Source organism: Chitinophagales bacterium, from assembly GCA_020635995.1.
In the GTDB taxonomy this organism is placed as follows: domain Bacteria; phylum Bacteroidota; class Bacteroidia; order Chitinophagales; family UBA8649; genus JAFMKE01.
The window spans coordinates 1-15,728 of record JACJYS010000013.1; the positions used below are offsets into that span (position 1 = coordinate 1).

Annotated in this window: 11 protein-coding genes; 6 read left to right on the plus strand and 5 right to left on the minus strand. The window is 33.4% G+C overall.

Annotation, left to right across the window (positions count from 1 at the left end; all coding sequences use genetic code 11):
- Positions 1–262 precede the first annotated feature (262 nt).
- From trxB to H6578_12420, 5 genes are read left to right on the plus strand one after another with little or no spacing between them, the layout of a single operon-like run.
- Complete coding sequence (gene trxB, locus H6578_12400) at positions 263–1,195, plus strand: thioredoxin-disulfide reductase (protein MCB9227954.1); 933 nt, start codon at positions 263–265, stop codon at positions 1,193–1,195.
- 34 nt (positions 1,196–1,229) lie between these two features.
- Complete coding sequence (locus H6578_12405) at positions 1,230–1,829, plus strand: hypothetical protein (GenBank protein ID MCB9227955.1); 600 nt, start codon at positions 1,230–1,232, stop codon at positions 1,827–1,829.
- Positions 1,830–2,321: a glutathione peroxidase gene (locus H6578_12410; protein ID MCB9227956.1), complete on the plus strand. Its 492-nt coding sequence runs from the start codon at positions 1,830–1,832 to the stop codon at positions 2,319–2,321.
- Positions 2,322–2,324: 3 nt separating this feature from the next.
- Entirely contained in the window at positions 2,325–3,041 is a 717-nt protein-coding gene (gene bshB1 / locus H6578_12415; protein MCB9227957.1) for a bacillithiol biosynthesis deacetylase BshB1, read from the plus strand.
- Positions 3,041–4,834 carry an ATP-binding cassette domain-containing protein gene (locus H6578_12420; GenBank protein MCB9227958.1) on the plus strand — a complete coding sequence of 598 codons (1,794 nt, stop codon included), beginning with the start codon at positions 3,041–3,043 and terminating at the stop codon, positions 4,832–4,834. Before bshB1 ends, H6578_12420 begins: the two co-directional genes overlap by 1 nt.
- A gap of 540 nt (positions 4,835–5,374) precedes the next feature.
- On the opposite strand, the gene H6578_12425 is transcribed toward H6578_12420, so the two are convergent.
- Complete coding sequence (locus H6578_12425) at positions 5,375–5,680, minus strand: GIY-YIG nuclease family protein (protein ID MCB9227959.1); 306 nt, start codon at positions 5,678–5,680, stop codon at positions 5,375–5,377.
- A 970-nt stretch (positions 5,681–6,650) separates the two neighbouring features.
- Between H6578_12425 and H6578_12430 the strand changes: the two genes are divergently transcribed.
- Entirely contained in the window at positions 6,651–9,038 is a 2,388-nt protein-coding gene (locus H6578_12430) for a T9SS type A sorting domain-containing protein (protein ID MCB9227960.1), read from the plus strand.
- 151 nt (positions 9,039–9,189) lie between these two features.
- Here H6578_12430 and H6578_12435 read toward each other — a convergent pair whose 3' ends face one another.
- Genes H6578_12435 through dnaX form a run of 4 tightly spaced genes read right to left on the minus strand, consistent with a single transcriptional unit; the run spans position 9,190 to position 15,408 of the window.
- Positions 9,190–9,987 carry a ceramidase domain-containing protein gene (locus tag H6578_12435; protein MCB9227961.1) on the minus strand — a complete coding sequence of 266 codons (798 nt, stop codon included), beginning with the start codon at positions 9,985–9,987 and terminating at the stop codon, positions 9,190–9,192.
- A gap of 12 nt (positions 9,988–9,999) precedes the next feature.
- The gene (gene rluF / locus H6578_12440; GenBank protein ID MCB9227962.1) at positions 10,000–10,731 is read right to left on the minus strand and encodes a 23S rRNA pseudouridine(2604) synthase RluF; all 732 of its coding nucleotides are present in this window, start codon (positions 10,729–10,731) and stop codon (positions 10,000–10,002) included.
- Positions 10,731–13,652: an insulinase family protein gene (locus tag H6578_12445; GenBank protein ID MCB9227963.1), complete on the minus strand. Its 2,922-nt coding sequence runs from the start codon at positions 13,650–13,652 to the stop codon at positions 10,731–10,733. The genes rluF and H6578_12445 overlap by 1 nt, the downstream gene beginning before the upstream one ends.
- A gap of 7 nt (positions 13,653–13,659) precedes the next feature.
- Positions 13,660–15,408, minus strand: coding sequence for a DNA polymerase III subunit gamma/tau (dnaX, locus tag H6578_12450; GenBank protein ID MCB9227964.1), 1,749 nt, complete (start codon positions 15,406–15,408; stop codon positions 13,660–13,662).
- Positions 15,409–15,728 lie beyond the last annotated feature (320 nt).

Here is a 15,728-nt window from a genome sequence, read left to right on the forward strand (position 1 = left end):
GAATACAAACGGTAGCTAAAATTACTTAAACGTGCACCTCTGCTATGTTGAAGTATATATTATTGTCTAAGAACGGATAATTATTAAAAATAGATAATGCCATATTTTAATTTTTATTGTGTATAAAATATTTAGTACACTAAAGCGAAGCCGATATTGGACTATTAATATTCCTAAACAGTATAAAAACAATATCAATGTTACTTTAAAGGAATTTTATTTGCTTTATCTTTGTTCAAAATACCAAAAGCAAATAATTTTTATGGAAAAACACAATGTAATTATAGTAGGATCAGGGCCGGCAGGTTATACGGCAGCCATTTATGCAGCCAGAGCAAATATGAACCCCATTATGTATATGGGCTTAGAGCCGGGTGGGCAGTTAATGCAAACTACTGACGTTGAAAATTACCCGGGTTATCCAGAAGGAATTATGGGGCCGCAAATGATGAATGAGTTTAAGGCTCAAGCCGAAAGATTTGGTACAGATATTCGCTATGGCATGGTTACCGATGTTGATTTTTCTAAAAGACCTTTTACCTTAACAGTAGATGATGAAACTCAAGTGCAAGCCGAAACAGTAATATTAGCCACAGGAGCATCGGCAAAATGGATAGGTTTAGAATCTGAGCAGCGATTAAATGGCAGAGGAGTTTCTGCATGTGCCGTTTGTGATGGCTTTTTTTATAGAGGAAAAGATGTGGCAATAGTAGGAGCAGGAGATACGGCAGCTGAAGAAGCCTTATACCTCTCTAAATTGTGCAATGTAGTACACATGTTTATAAGAAGAGATGAAATGAGAGCTTCTAAAATAATGCAAGAAAGAGTATTGAAAGCTAAAAACATTAAAATATATTGGAATACGGAAACAGATGAAGTTTTAGGAAAAGATGAAGTGGAAGGCGTAAGAATAGTCAATAATAAAACAGGCGAAAAACAAGAAATACCTATTCATGGCTTTTTTGTGGCTATAGGTCATAAACCAAACTCTGATGTATTTAAAAAATATTTAGAAACCGATGAAGTGGGGTATGTAATTACTAAGCCAAAATCTACAGAAACCAATGTAGAAGGCGTGTATGCCTGTGGCGATTTGCAAGATAGTTTATTCCGTCAGGCAGTTACAGCAGCAGGTACGGGGTGTATGGCTGCATTAGAAGCAGAAAGATTTTTAGTTGAACAAGAAATTGTGTAATTTTGGCTTGCTTTTTGTTGTTTATTAAGTAGTTATGAGATATAATGTATTAAAATATAGTTTGTTTTTGTTTGCACTTTTAGGTGTAAATAAACTTTTTGCATTTACCGATTGGGAGTTAATTGCAGAAAAAGACAATATTAAAGTATATGCCAAACCTGATGCAAAAACAGGCTTCAACATTTATAAAGCGGTGATGGTAGTTGATGCTTCTGAAGATAGAGTAGTGGAAGTGCTTAAAGATATTAAAAACTACAATAAATGGACACCGAGATTGGATGATACACAATTATTGAAGTCTATTAATAACAATGAATTTTATTATTACTCAACTGTGAGTGCTCCTATGGTTTCAAGTAGGGATATGGTAGTGCACTTAAAAACATTTAAAACAGGAAATGCAACGGTTGTAAAAATGAATGGAGCTCCAAATTTGATACCTCAAAAAAAGGGTTTTGTAAGAATGCCATTATATAGTGGTACTTATGTTATTGAACCTACTTTTGATAATAAAGTAGCCGTTTCGTTAGAGTACCAAGCAGACCCGGGAGGTAACTTACCTAAATGGATAGTTAACAGTAACACTGATAAAGTACCAATGGAAATGTTTCTAAACTTAAAAGCTATCTTTTAGTTGAGTTCTGTTCACAATTTTTCTGTTAACGAAATAGACGGCACAAAAAAAGATTTAGCCGATTACAAAGGCAAAGTACTATTAATAGTAAATACTGCTTCAAGGTGCGGATTTACCAAACAATTTGCCGATTTAGAAAAATTATATCAAGATTATAAAGACAAAGATTTTGAAATTTTAGGTTTCCCTTGCAATCAATTTAAGCAACAAGAGCCTTTAAAAGGAAATGAAATAACAGAATTTTGTTCGGTAAATTATGGCGTTACCTTTAAAATATTTGACAAAGTTGATGTAAAAGGAGAAACGGCAATACCTTTGTATCAATACTTATCAAAGAAAAGCTTAAATGGCAAGTTCAATTCTACGCCACTTTGGAATTTTCATAAGTATTTAGTTGATAAAAATGGTAATGTGCAAGATTATTACTTGATGTTAACAAATCCTAACGCTAAAAAAGTAAGAAAAGCAATAGATAAGTTCTTAGCTTTGTAGTCTATGAAATTAGATATACTGGCTATTGGTGCTCACCCCGATGATATAGAATTAGCTTGTAGCGGAACATTGCTAAAACATGCTAAAATGGGTAAAAAAGTTGGCGTTTTAGATTTAACTAAAGGGCAATTAGGCACAAGAGGTACACCGGAGCAAAGATTACAAGAAGCAAATGATGCGGCTAAAATATTAAAACTTGCCGTACGAGAAAATTTACAAATGGAAGATGGATATTTTGTAAATGATGCAGACCATCAAAAAAAGATTATTACAGCAATAAGAAAATACCGACCAGATGTATTACTTATAAATGCTCCGGATGATAGGCATCCCGACCATGGCAAGGCAGCACAATTAGCAAAAGATGCAGCATTTTATGCCGGGTTGAGAAAAATAGAAACTACTTTTCAAGGAGTTGAGCAAAAAGCTTGGCGACCTAAAAATGTATATCATTATATACAAGCCAAATATTTAAAACCGGATTTTGTGGTAGATATTTCGGAAGAACAAGAAGAAAAGATGAAAGCCATTTTGGCATATAAATCTCAGTTTTATAATCCAAACTCTAATGAGCCGGATACTTTTATCAGTTCCAATGCTTTTTTGCAGTTTGTAGAAGCCAGAGGTAGAGAGATGGGACAAATATGTGAAGTAGCGTATGCAGAAGGTTTTATTGGTACAAGATATTTAGGTGTTCATGATTTAAGTACAATATTTTAATGTCGGAAGAAAAAAAATCAAGAAAAGTAACCAAATCACAGCTAAATGCAGCTAAGCATATTTTTGCTTATGCACTGCCATATAAATGGTATTTTTTGTTGGGAATGTTTTTTTTAGTAGCATCAAGTCTAATTTTTATGCTAATACCCGCCACGGTTGGGCAAATGTTAAAAGCCGCCAAAGGAGATACTTTAATTCCTCAGTTGGGCATTCATATTGATATACACCAGTATATATGGGTTTTCTTAGCTATTTTACTTTCGCAGGGGATAATGTCATTTTTTAGGGTAAACTTTTTTGCTGTAGTAACGGAAAATGCTTTAGCTAAAATAAGAATAGACGTTTATGATAAATTGCTATCACAACCCTTAGTATTTTTTGAGAAAAGAAGAGTAGGAGAAATAGTAAGCCGACTGTCTGCCGATGTAGAAAAACTACAGCAGGCGTATTCTGTTACTTTGGCAGAATTTATTAGACAAATAATAACTTTTATAGTTGGTGTGGTGGTGCTTTTTATTTTTTCGGTGAAACTAACTTTAGTTATGCTGGCTGTTTTTCCTGTGGTTATCATTTTAGCTGTGGTTTTTGGTAGAGTTATTAAAAAAATGAGCAAAGAACGTCAAGATTATTTAGCAGAAACTAACGTAATAGTAGATGAAACTTTTCAATCTTTTATAGCGGTAAAAGCTTTTGTAAATGAATATTTTGAATTAAACAGATATACTGAAAAAATAAATAATTTAGTAAGTGTTGCTTTGCGTTTTGCAAGAGCTAAAGGTTTGTTTTTTACCTTTATAATTACCGGTTTATTTGGTGCTTTGTTCTTTATTTTATGGATGGGCGGTTTGCAAGTTTACAATGGAAGCATAGCGGTGGAAGAACTTACTGCTTTTATATTTTATGCTATGGTTATAGGCGGAGCTATAGCCAGTTTGGGCAGCCAATATACGGAGCTTTTAAGTGCATTGGGGGCTACAGAACGTATTAAGGAAATATTAGATGAAGATAAAGAATTAAATATTGTTTCTAACGAAGTGAAACCTATAAATTTCACTACCGAAATAACATTTAAAAATGTTTCATTTTCTTACCCTACGAGAGCAGATGTGGAAGTGCTAAAGAATATTAGTTTTGAAGTAGAAAAAGGCGAAAAAATTGCTTTAGTAGGCAGTAGTGGTTCGGGAAAATCTACTATTGTTAAGCTATTGAATAGATTTTATAAGCTAAATCAAGGGGAAATAACAATAGATGGACAAAATATTGATGATTTTGAAATAAAATCTTTGAGAAAAATAATAGGTATAGTACCACAAGAAGTTATTTTATTTGGCGGTAGTATTTTAGAAAACATAAAATATGGCAATATAAATGCAAGTTTTGAGCAAGTTGTAGCAGCCGCAAAGCAGGCAAATGCTTATGATTTTATTCAAAATTTCCCCGATAAATTTGAAACCTTAGTAGGAGAGAGGGGCGTACAGCTTTCGGGAGGACAAAAACAGCGTGTTGCCATTGCACGAGCACTTTTAAAAAATCCGGATATTTTAATTTTAGATGAAGCCACCAGCTCTTTAGATGCTTCTTCAGAAAAGCAAGTCCAAGATGCTTTAGAAAATTTAATGCAGAATAGAACAACTTTTATAATTGCCCACCGATTGAGCACTGTACGTAATGCAGATAAAATATTGGTAATAAATAAAGGCGAAATTGCCGAGCAAGGTACACACAACGAGTTGATTAAACAGGAAGAAGGAACTTATAGCCAGTTGTTAAAACTACAGTTGGAAGCACATTAAGTTATGATGTGCATGATATATTTAGCAAACCTCCTTCAAAACAAAGGGTAATCTCGTAAAATGATTTCCCAACCTGTATAGAAAGTTCAGTTCCTCATGTAAGGCAGATACCTCATTCTTCGGTATGTTCTGTGTGTAATACTTCCCCTGCTGTCATTCCGACCAACGGGAGGAATCTACCTTATAATAGAATTAATGTAAGCTGATAAGATAGATGCCTCATTCTTCGGATGGCAAATGAGGTAGTGTGTGTAATATTTCCCCTGCTGTCATTCCGACCAACGGGAGGAATCTACCTTATGATGGAATTAATGTAAACTGATAAGGTAGATACCTCATTCTTCGGTATGACAAATGAGGTAGTGCGTGTAATACTTCCCCTGCTGTCATTCCGACCAACGGGAGGAATCTACCTTTATAGAAAGTTCAGCTCCTTATGTAAGGCAGATACCTCATGCTTCGGTATGACAAACGAGGTAGTGTGATACCATACTCTTCTTGTTGTCATTTCGACCGTAGGGAGAAATCTACCTTCATTTTTTAAAAACTCCAAATTGATTTGTTCAAAAAATTCCATGAAGGATTTTTAGAATTAATAAGAGCTTCCTTCTTTTTTCTTGACCATTTTTTTAGTTCTTTTTCTCTATCTATAGCAAAATTAATATCAGAAAATTGTTCCCAATAAAGTAGATTATAGCAATAGTATTTCCCTGCAAAAGAATTTGAATTTCCTCTATTTTGAAAATGTTCATCAAGTCTTCGTTCTATATCATTTGTAACGCCTATATACAAGACTGTTTTCTTAGGATTTGTAGTTATATAAATAAAATAGTTGTGTTGATTCATTTACTAAAGATAAGAATTATTCTGCTTTTGTAAAATTCAATTACTCATCTCACTGTCATTCCGACCAACGGGAGGAATCTACCTTATAATATGACTACAGCAAGCAGAAAAGATAGATACCTCATTCTTCGGTATGACAAATGAGGTAGTGTGTGTAATACTTCCCCTGCTGTCATTCCGACCAACGGGAGGAATCTATCTTATAATATAACTACAGCAAACAGAAAAGATAGATACCTCATTCTTCGGATGACAAATGAGGTAGTGTGTAATACTCTCCCTGCTGTCATTCCGACCAACGGGAGGAATCTACCTTATGATGGAATTAATGTAAACTGATAAGGTAGATACCTCATTCTTCGGTATGACAAACGAGGTAGTGCGTGTAATACTTCCCCTGCTGTCATTCCGACCAACGGGAGGAATCTACCTTATAATAGAATTAATGTAAGCTGATAAGGCAGATACCTCATTCTTCGGTATGACAAACGAGGTAGTGTGATGCCATACTCTTCTTGTTGTCATTCCGACCAACGGGAGGAATCTACCTTTATAGAAAGTTCAGCTCCTCATGAAAGGCAGATACCTCATTCTTCAGATGACAAATGAGGTAGTGTGTGTAATACTCCCCTTACTGTCATTTCTACCGTAGGGAGAAATCTACCTTTATAGAAAGTTCAGCTCCTCATGTAAGGCAGATACCTCATTCTTCGGATGATAAATGAGGTAGTGTGTGTAATACTTCCCCTGCTGTCATTCCGACCAACGGGAGGAATCTACCTTATTTTGAACCTTTACTTATACCATAAGGTAGATATTTCACTTCATTTAATATAACACGGGAGAATACTATTGCACAACCCTTTAGCAACTCAAACCCACCATTCAGCAGTTAGCTTTATAAAATATGTTTCTTTTCATAGATTTTTGAGGTATCAAATTAATTCTAAAACCTTTAAAATTTAAAAACATGAAAAAATTATTACTTTCAACCGTTTTGCTTTTTACAGCAATTATTTTAAACGCCCAAACCATGTATGTAGATATAGATGCTACTGGTAATAATGATGGAACATCATGGGCAAATGCTTTTACAAATTTAGATACCGCTTTAGCTAATTGGGATATTGTACTCTGGGGTGGCGAAATATGGGTAGCAGAAGGAACTTATAAACCGGGAGATGGCATAAGTAGAACTGCTGCATTTAACGTAAAAAGTAATATGTTTGGTGGCTTTAATGGAACAGAAACCAACAGAGGAGACCGAGATATTGCTGCTAATCCTACCATTTTAAGTGGAGATTTATTAGGCAATGATAATGGGAATATAAGTTCAACTGAAATAACAAGAGCAGATAATTCTTATTCTGTAGTTTATTCTGGTTGGGATGCTCAACTAAATGGTTTTATTATAGAAGGCGGACATGCAAATGCTACTACAGGAGGAGACCAAAATCAAGCAGGAGCTGCTATTTATAATATGAATAATGGAATGACAATAACTAACTGTGTTTTTAGAAACAATTATGGAGAAGAAGATGGTGCTATTGTAAAATTTAGAGGTCCTGCAGGCTACAACAGTTGGTTTAATCTTCATGGAAATGAGTTTTACAATAATGTTTCTAATAGAAGTATGGTAAGCTCTACAAGACCTTCAACTCTAGTATATTGGTGTTATATGAGAATATACAACAATCTATTTCATCATAATGAGGTAAAAGCTTCAAATGCAAGTATAGTTTGTGCAACAAACCATGTTAATGGAGGTTCTCTTTCTATGGGCGACTATTCATACCTGATCTACCACAATACTTTTGTAAATAACATTATACCAAATACAGGAGGTACAATTGGGCATGGTAGAAATGATATTAACGGCACCAATGATGGTTGGGGAGAATTAAATATTGAGGTAGTTGGTAATATTATTTGGGATGATGCACCTACATTAGTAGAATACTCCATGGTAAGTGGTTCTATTGATACTTCAACACAGTTTTACTTTATGTCAAATGTCATAAAGGGAACAGATACGATTCAAAATGCGGATTTAATGACATACCAGCCTTATATAACCGGTAATGTTTATGACGAATACCCAATGTTTGTAGATACAGCTACTAATGATTATAGAATAATAGATTGTGCTACTCCCGGTAATGATATAGTTAATTATACAAACCAAAATCTCACTATTTCAACTGATTTTTATGGCAATGATAGACCAATAGGTTTTGCCGCAGATGCAGGACATAGTGAAGTTACACAAGAAGCCGCTCCTGTAACGGTACAGCAAGTAGGAACTACTTTAGAAGCTACAGCCGGATATGCTAACTATAGTTGGTTTTTAGGTCAGCCACCTTATACGCAATACGCAGAAACAAGTAATGTATTAACGCCTACAGATGGTGATGGACAATATTTTGTACTTGCTATGGATGACAATTTTTGTAAGACCTTAGGAGTAGGAAATTATTGTTCTTCTGTTACGGTTAGTATTGATTTAATAAACGATACATTGTTTGCTACGGGTAATGGAGGAAACTCTTATGCTTGGTATCTTGACGGAAACCCAGTAGGAACTAATGATGACATTTTTGTACCAACTACTCCTGGAACATACACTGTAGCTCATTATTTATGGGACGGAACTCAGATAGTTGGCTGTACAGGTACTGCTGCTTATGAAATAACTTGTAGCAATATGCAAGCACCTGTAATTTCTGAAAATAATGGAGTGTTATCTGTTAATGATGATTATACTACTTACCAATGGTATTTAGGTACTAATGCTATTTCAGGTGCAAATAGTGCTTCATATACACCTACAGTTAGTGGCGATTATTCCGTAGAAGTTACAGACAATTTTAACTGTGGTATCTATTCTAATCCTTTTTCATTTTGCTTAAACTTTAATCTTACCATTTCTCAAAGTGATTCAACACTAATTGCAGGTTCTGTATTTACAAACTACCAATGGTATTTAGATGGTAATGCTATAAGTGGAGCTACAAGTCAAACCTATACGGCTACGCAAAATGGAACCTATACTTGCCAAGCTGAGAACAGTGGCTGTACTGGAACATCTAATAGTTTAGTAGTTGATTTAGGTACGGGAATTAAAGATATTTCATTAAACGGATTGAGTGTTTATCCTAACCCTGCAAATGATATAGTAAACATAAAAGTAAATGAAGCATTAACTGCAATAGTTTTATTTGACCTAACAGGAAAAGTAGTAAAAGCATTTGATGCAAATAATATGCAACTAAACGTAGCTGATATTCAGCAAGGAATTTACTTTTTAGAATTGAAAAACAATGAGAAACGCTCTGTAGTAAAATTAGCTATTAAGTAAGTAAAGAAACTTTGCCAAGGAAAAAGTAAAGTAATCTTTTTCATCAAGAGAACCTCACTCGGCAACGAGTGGGGTTTTTCTATTTTACGATAGAGTGTAAGCATTTTACCATTGTAAAACACAAAATAGTCTAATCTATTTTATGTTAGTATTAATTATCTTCAGAAACATACAGTCTAAAAAAGCAATAAATAGCTACGGCATCTAAAATGTGCCATATAGCATGAGCTTGAACTATAGCATCGGGAATGCACCAAGGGTGCTCATCCCAACCAATTTGCCAAATAGCAAAAGCAATGGAAAAAACAATACTGGCATAAATAACCCATTTAATTTCGCTTTTAGGTTTATCTTTTATTTTGTGTATTATTTCAAATATGACACCTAAAATACAGAATACGCCAAATATAAAACTGCCTGCAAAACCTACAAGAGGTGGCTCCCACGTAGAATAATGAAAAATATGGCAAACAACTAAAGTTCCTATAAACACAAGTGCGTAAGTAAGCTCCGAAAGTTTAAATAATCGCATAGCAGCATAAGAAAAAATAATACCCGCTATTAAATACATTGATAGCATATCAAAATAACCGCCCACACTGGTTTCGCTGCCGTGCATAGCCATAGAACCGGGTGAAAGTAAAACCATTAAACTAGTTAAAACTATAGGGTAAAAAAGGGTAGTGGTAAGCGGATTGTTATTTTTATCAAATTTACCTTTATATATTTGATAAGCAGCCAATAAACCTGCCAGCATAAAACCAAAGTTTGAAAGCGTATTGGACGGCTGTTTTATTAATCCTTCATGCGATAATTCGCAGAAATTTCCGCCTGTACCGTCTGTTATTCCAAACCAAGAAAAATAAAGTCCTAAAAACACTAACAAATGTGTGATAACAGCAACTGCTACGGGAATAATAATGACAAGTGGATTGTTTTTGGCTCTCATAATATTAAATAGTTAGTTTTCAAAAGTTTTTGAAGAATCTTCGGTAAGTTTATTGAGTTCGTTAAGTTCTTTTTTAGTAAAATACCTCCATTTGCCAATAGGAACATCAAGTTTAATGTTCATTATTCTAATTCGTTTTAGTTTTACTACTCTATAATCCAAATATTCGCACATTCTGCGTATTTGCCTGTTTAAGCCTTGTGTTAATATTATTTTAAAGGTTTTGTTATTAATTTTTTCTACTTGGCAAGGTTTTGTAACGGTATCTATAATAGGAACGCCTTTACTCATTTTTTCTAAAAAATCGGTTGTTATGGGTTTATTTACGGTTACTATATATTCTTTTTCGTGGTTGTTTCTTGCACGCAATATTTTATTAACTATATCGCCATCATTGGTTAAAAAAATCAATCCTTCGCTGGGTTTATCTAATCTACCTATGGGAAATATTCTTTCTTTGTAATTGATGTAATCAATAATATTGTTTTTCTCTCTTTTGGTATCGGTAGTACAAACTATTCCTACGGGTTTGTTAAATGCTAAATAAACAAAATCGGTATTGGTTTGTTTAACAATTTTTCCGTCAACGGCTACTGTATCTTGCAAACTTATTTTAGTGCCTTTTTCGGGTACTTTTCCGTTTATGGTTACTCGGTTTTGCTCTATTAGTTTGTCTGCCGCTCTACGAGAGCAGTAGCCTATTTCGCTTAAAAATTTATTAATACGTACTAAATCTTCGGGCATTAATAACCAAATATTTCTTCTAAAGTTAACTCATTTACTTTACCCAGCTTATTTAAACTTTCGGTGTCTAAATGTTCTTTATTTCCTATCACCGCTATATGATAATTTTTCCCTTTAATATGATGGTTAAAGAAATCCACTAAATCATTAATAGTCATTGCTTTTATTTGCTCATATACTTGCTTTCTTATATCGTAATCTCTGCCTAATTTTTGGGCACTTGCATATTGCCAATAAACTCCGGCTCCTGTTACCCAATCGCTTTCCAATTTTTTAATAGCCGCTTCTTTAGCCGAATTAAATTGCATTTGAGCTTCCGGCATATTATTCATTAAATTAAGCATAGCTTCTGTAGCGTCATTCAGTTTATCTGCCTGTGTGCCTACGTATGCATAAGTATAATGGCTTTTGTCTTTTTCATTAGGCGTACTAAAATAAGAATACGCGGCATAAGCCAATGCTTTCTTTTCTCTAATTTCTTGAAAAACTATAGAAGACAATCCCGAACCAAAATACTCGTTAAATAGGGTAGCAGGAGCTAATAATTTATCGTTATATAATTCGTCTTTAGCTATAAAATACAATTCTACTTGCTGCATATCGTACGGAGTAAAATATACTTGGTTTTCTTTAATATCTAACTCAGCATATTTTTTTTCTTTTGGTACATCTTTTAAATTGCTCGTATTTTTGTGGTGTTTTACAATTATCTTTTCAACATCTTTAAAAGGCAACTGACCATAATAGAAAACTTTGTGTTTGTATTGGTTTAGCGATTTAATTTTATTTACTAAAATATTCACATCTTTTGCTTTTAATGCAGCTATAGTTTCTTTTTCGTTAAAAGCGTTAATTTTTCCATATTTAGCATAAGAAGCCAAGCCGCCTCTTAAAATTGTTCCTTTGTTTAGCTTAGCATCGTTTCTTGATTTTTCAATGTCATTTATCATTTCTAAATAAACTTCTTTATTGGCTACTACACTGCTTAATACGTGCTCAAAAAGTTCTATTCCTTTTTCTAAATTGCTTTCTAATCCTGTTAAGTAAACTCTCACTTGGTCTTCTCCGGCATAAACACCAAACTCTAAACCATAGCGATAAAACTCTTTTTTAAGCTCTTCGGCACTGTATTTTTCTGTTCCTAAATAAGGCAAATAAGAAATGGCTAATGCTAAATCTTTATCTGTATTGCTTCCTATATCGTACAAATAGTATAAATTAAAGACTTCATTATTTTTGTTTTTAACGTACGCTAATGGCACTTGATTAAGCGTATCAAATGTTATTTCTTTTTTAAAATCAATAAATTTTGGTTTTAGCGAAGTAGAAGGCATGGCTAAAAAGTCATCATAAAATTTAGATTTTGAATCTCTATCTACTTCTACGGCAGTTATTTTTGGTTTTGGTACATTGTGTCTGTCGCTTTCGCCTATTCTTTTATAAGAAACTACATAGTTGTTGCTGTAGTGTTTATTGGCAAAATCAATAATATCTTGTTTGGTGATTTTACTTAATTCATCTACTTCAAAAATTACGTCATTGTATGGCAAATCGTTAATAAAAGCATCTAACATTAAAAATGCTCTACCTCTGTTGCTTTCTAATGATTTTGTTTGTTGAAGTTTTAAATCGTTTACTACGGCTTCTACTAACCAATCGTCAAAATCGCCTTTTTTAATTTTTTCTATTTCGCCTAAAAGTAGGTCTTTAACTTCTTCTAAAGTTTGGTTTTGCTTAGGCACGCCATATAAAAAGTGAATGGTATAATCTTTTAAATATTGCACAAAAGAGCCTGCATTTAATGCTTTTTGTTTTAGGTTTAGGTCAATATCTATTAATCCCGCTTGACTGTTTGCCAAAAGCATGTCTATCATTTTAACCATCATAGCATCATTAGTGCCGGCTCCGTTAAATTTGTAGCCCATGTACAGCATTTCTTGCTGTGGTCCGTAGGTGTTTTTAACAACGGGCGTAGTAAGCTCCGTTTTTTCGGGTTGCTTAAATGGTGCTACTTCTTTTTGCTTCCAATCTCCAAAATTCTTTTCTATTAAATCTATAGTTTTATCGGGGTCTAAATCGCCACTTAAAATTACAGCTACATTATTGGGTACATAATATTTATCAAAGTACTTGTGAATATTGTACATAGAAGGATTTTTTAAATGCTCACCTAAGCCAATGGTAGATTGTGTGCCATAAGGATGATTAGGCAATAAACCTTCTAAAACGCCTTGATAAACCCAACGACCGTCATTGTCTTGGTTTCTATTAAACTCTTCGTAAACGGTTTCTAATTCGGTATGAAAAAGTCTTAAAACTAAAGTTTTAAATCTTTCGCCTTCCACTTTTGTCCATTTCTCAAGCTCGTTAGAGGGAATATCATTAATATATACGGTTTCATCGTTTGAGGTGTAGGCATTTGTTCCTTTTGCTCCTAATGATGACACCATTTTATCGTATTCATTAGCTATAGCATATTTAGATGCTTCAAGCGATAATTTATCTATTTCTGCATAAAGTGCTACTTTTTTAGCAGAATCGGGTTCTAAGCGATGTTCTTCAAATTTAGCAGCTATTTTATCTAATATTTCTTTCTCTTTATCCCAGTCTTTTGTGCCAAACTGATGAGTGCCTTTAAACATCATGTGCTCTAAATAATGGGCTAAGCCTGTAGTTTCGGCAGGGTCATATTTTGAGCCGGCTTTAACGGCTATAAGTGTTTGTATGCGTGGTTCAAGTTTGTTGACAGACAAATAAACTTTTAAACCGTTACTTAAGGTGTACATTAAAGTATGGCTGGGGTCGTTGGGTACGGTTTTAAAATTGTGCGTGTATTTTTTTGCTTCGGTTTTTGTGTTTTTTACTTGAGCATTAGCAGTTAATGTTAATGCTATTAATAAAATTGAAATTATTTTTCTCATACTTATTTTATATATCTAATTCTAAATCTAAATTATTTTTTAAGGTAATAATGTTTTCGTTTTCGTTTGCCATTTTTACAAAAATATCCTTAGGGTTTAATACTATTTTTTTAGGAACTGCATTTTTTGGAACTTTTATAACTAATTCATAATCATTTTTTTCAAAATGCTGTTTAAACCATTTTTTTATTATAAAAATTTCTTTTTCTATTAGTGTTTTTTCTACTTTGCTATCGGCTAAAACAACAATTTTATCTTCTTTTATAATAGGTGTTTTGTCGTCTATAGATTGTAATAAGGTTTGATGATTTTCATTACTTAAAAACACAAATAAATCTTCCCAAACTTTTAGTAGATTTTCATTATTGAGTTCTAAATTTCCTTGTGCTACTTCGGAAAGTTCATCTACCGCTCCATTTTCTACTGTTTTATTTTTTAGTTCATTTTCTACTTCTGCTTCAAGGTCTGCTAAAGTAAAACCTACTGAATTTTCTTTTTTTACTTCAATTTTTGGGTTTTCTTCTTGTGTAGTTGTTTCTTCAGCTTTTTTCTCTTCAATATTTGGTTTAGCTTCAACAATTGTTTTTTCCTTTGCATCAGTTGAAGCTATTGCCGTGGTGCTTTTAGTTTCTACTTTTGGTTCAAGCTTTTTTTTTTCAGAATTATTGGTATAATTCGCTTCTTCAATTTTAACGGCATTACTTAAATATGCCATTTTCATTAAGGTAGTTTCTACCAAAAGTCTTTTATGTATGCTTTGTGCGTAGTTTACATCACAATCGGAGGCTAAGCTAAGTGCATTCACTAAAAATTCTAAAGGTGTTATTTTTGACTGAACAAAATATTTTTGTTTTAAATCATTACTTACTTCCAACAATTTTATGGTTCTTTCATCTTTGCAAACCATAAGATTTCTAAAATGATTGCTTAAGCCACTCATAAACTGGTCGCCTTCAAAACCATTAGAAATTATGTTGTCTAATTCAAGAATGGCACTGGGCAGATCTGCCGATAATAATTGTTCTGTTATTTTAAAGAAATAGTCGTGGTCAAGTACGTTTAAGTTTTTTACGGCATCTTCATAAGTTAGTTTATTGCCACTAAAACTTACTAATCTATCAAAAATAGATAAGGCATCACGCAATGCTCCGTCTGCTTTTTCTGCCACTATGTGCAGTGCATTATCTTCGGCTTGTATGTTTTCTTGATTGGCTATATTTTTAAGATGTCCTACAATATCTGCTACAGAAATTCTTTTAAAATCATAAATCTGACAGCGAGATAGGATAGTAGGGAGTATTTTGTGTTTTTCGGTAGTAGCTAAAATAAAAATAGCATAAGGAGGTGGCTCTTCTAAGGTTTTAAGAAAAGCATTAAAAGCGGCTTGAGAAAGCATGTGAACCTCATCTATAATATATATCTTAAACTTTCCTGTTTGTGGGGGGATACGCACTTGTGCTATAAGCTGGTGCATATCATCTACTTTGTTGTTTGAAGCGGCATCTAACTCAAATATGTTGAAAGAAAAATCTTCTTCTATTTGGTCTAAATTTTCGGTTTTTCCGGTATTAACGGCTTTAGCCATAATACGGGCACAGGTGGTTTTGCCCACTCCCCTAGGACCACAAAATAAAAATGCTTGTGCTAAATGGTCGTTTTCTATACTTCTTTTTAGTGTGGTAGTAATTTGTTCTTGACCTACTACATCTTCAAAAGTTTGCGGTCGGTATTTTCTTGCAGAAACTATATAACTCATAGATGAGTAAAGGTATATTATTTTTTTGTTTCTGTTTTGTTAATTATTTAAAACATATCAACAGAACGGAATTATAGCAAATTATTTTCTAAGAGCATTTTAAGTGTAAGCAAGCTTAATGCAAAAAAAGCAATAAAGCCTATTATTAGTAATCTACCAATATTGTAGCCTTGTTTTTGCCAGTATTTGGCATTAAAAAAAGAAAGTAAAGTACTTAACACAATGGCTGATATGTAATATGATGTATGCAAAGTTTTGCAAAAATATGCTGAAAAAAATAAACCGAAGTGATTAGAAGCACAAACCAAATGTAAGTATTT

Excerpts from the sequence above, each read along its gene's own strand:
- rluF (MCB9227962.1), bottom strand. The coding sequence starts at position 10,731 with ATGCCCGAAGATTTAGTACGTATTAATAAATTTTTAAGCGAAATAGGC.
- trxB (MCB9227954.1), top strand. The coding sequence starts at position 263 with ATGGAAAAACACAATGTAATTATAGTAGGATCAGGGCCGGCAGGTTAT.
- H6578_12405 (MCB9227955.1), top strand. The coding sequence starts at position 1,230 with ATGAGATATAATGTATTAAAATATAGTTTGTTTTTGTTTGCACTTTTA.
- H6578_12430 (MCB9227960.1), top strand. The coding sequence starts at position 6,651 with ATGAAAAAATTATTACTTTCAACCGTTTTGCTTTTTACAGCAATTATT.
- bshB1 (MCB9227957.1), top strand. The coding sequence starts at position 2,325 with ATGAAATTAGATATACTGGCTATTGGTGCTCACCCCGATGATATAGAA.
- dnaX (MCB9227964.1), bottom strand. The coding sequence starts at position 15,408 with ATGAGTTATATAGTTTCTGCAAGAAAATACCGACCGCAAACTTTTGAA.
- H6578_12445 (MCB9227963.1), bottom strand. The coding sequence starts at position 13,652 with ATGAGAAAAATAATTTCAATTTTATTAATAGCATTAACATTAACTGCT.
- H6578_12420 (MCB9227958.1), top strand. The coding sequence starts at position 3,041 with ATGTCGGAAGAAAAAAAATCAAGAAAAGTAACCAAATCACAGCTAAAT.
- H6578_12435 (MCB9227961.1), bottom strand. The coding sequence starts at position 9,987 with ATGAGAGCCAAAAACAATCCACTTGTCATTATTATTCCCGTAGCAGTT.
- H6578_12425 (MCB9227959.1), bottom strand. The coding sequence starts at position 5,680 with ATGAATCAACACAACTATTTTATTTATATAACTACAAATCCTAAGAAA.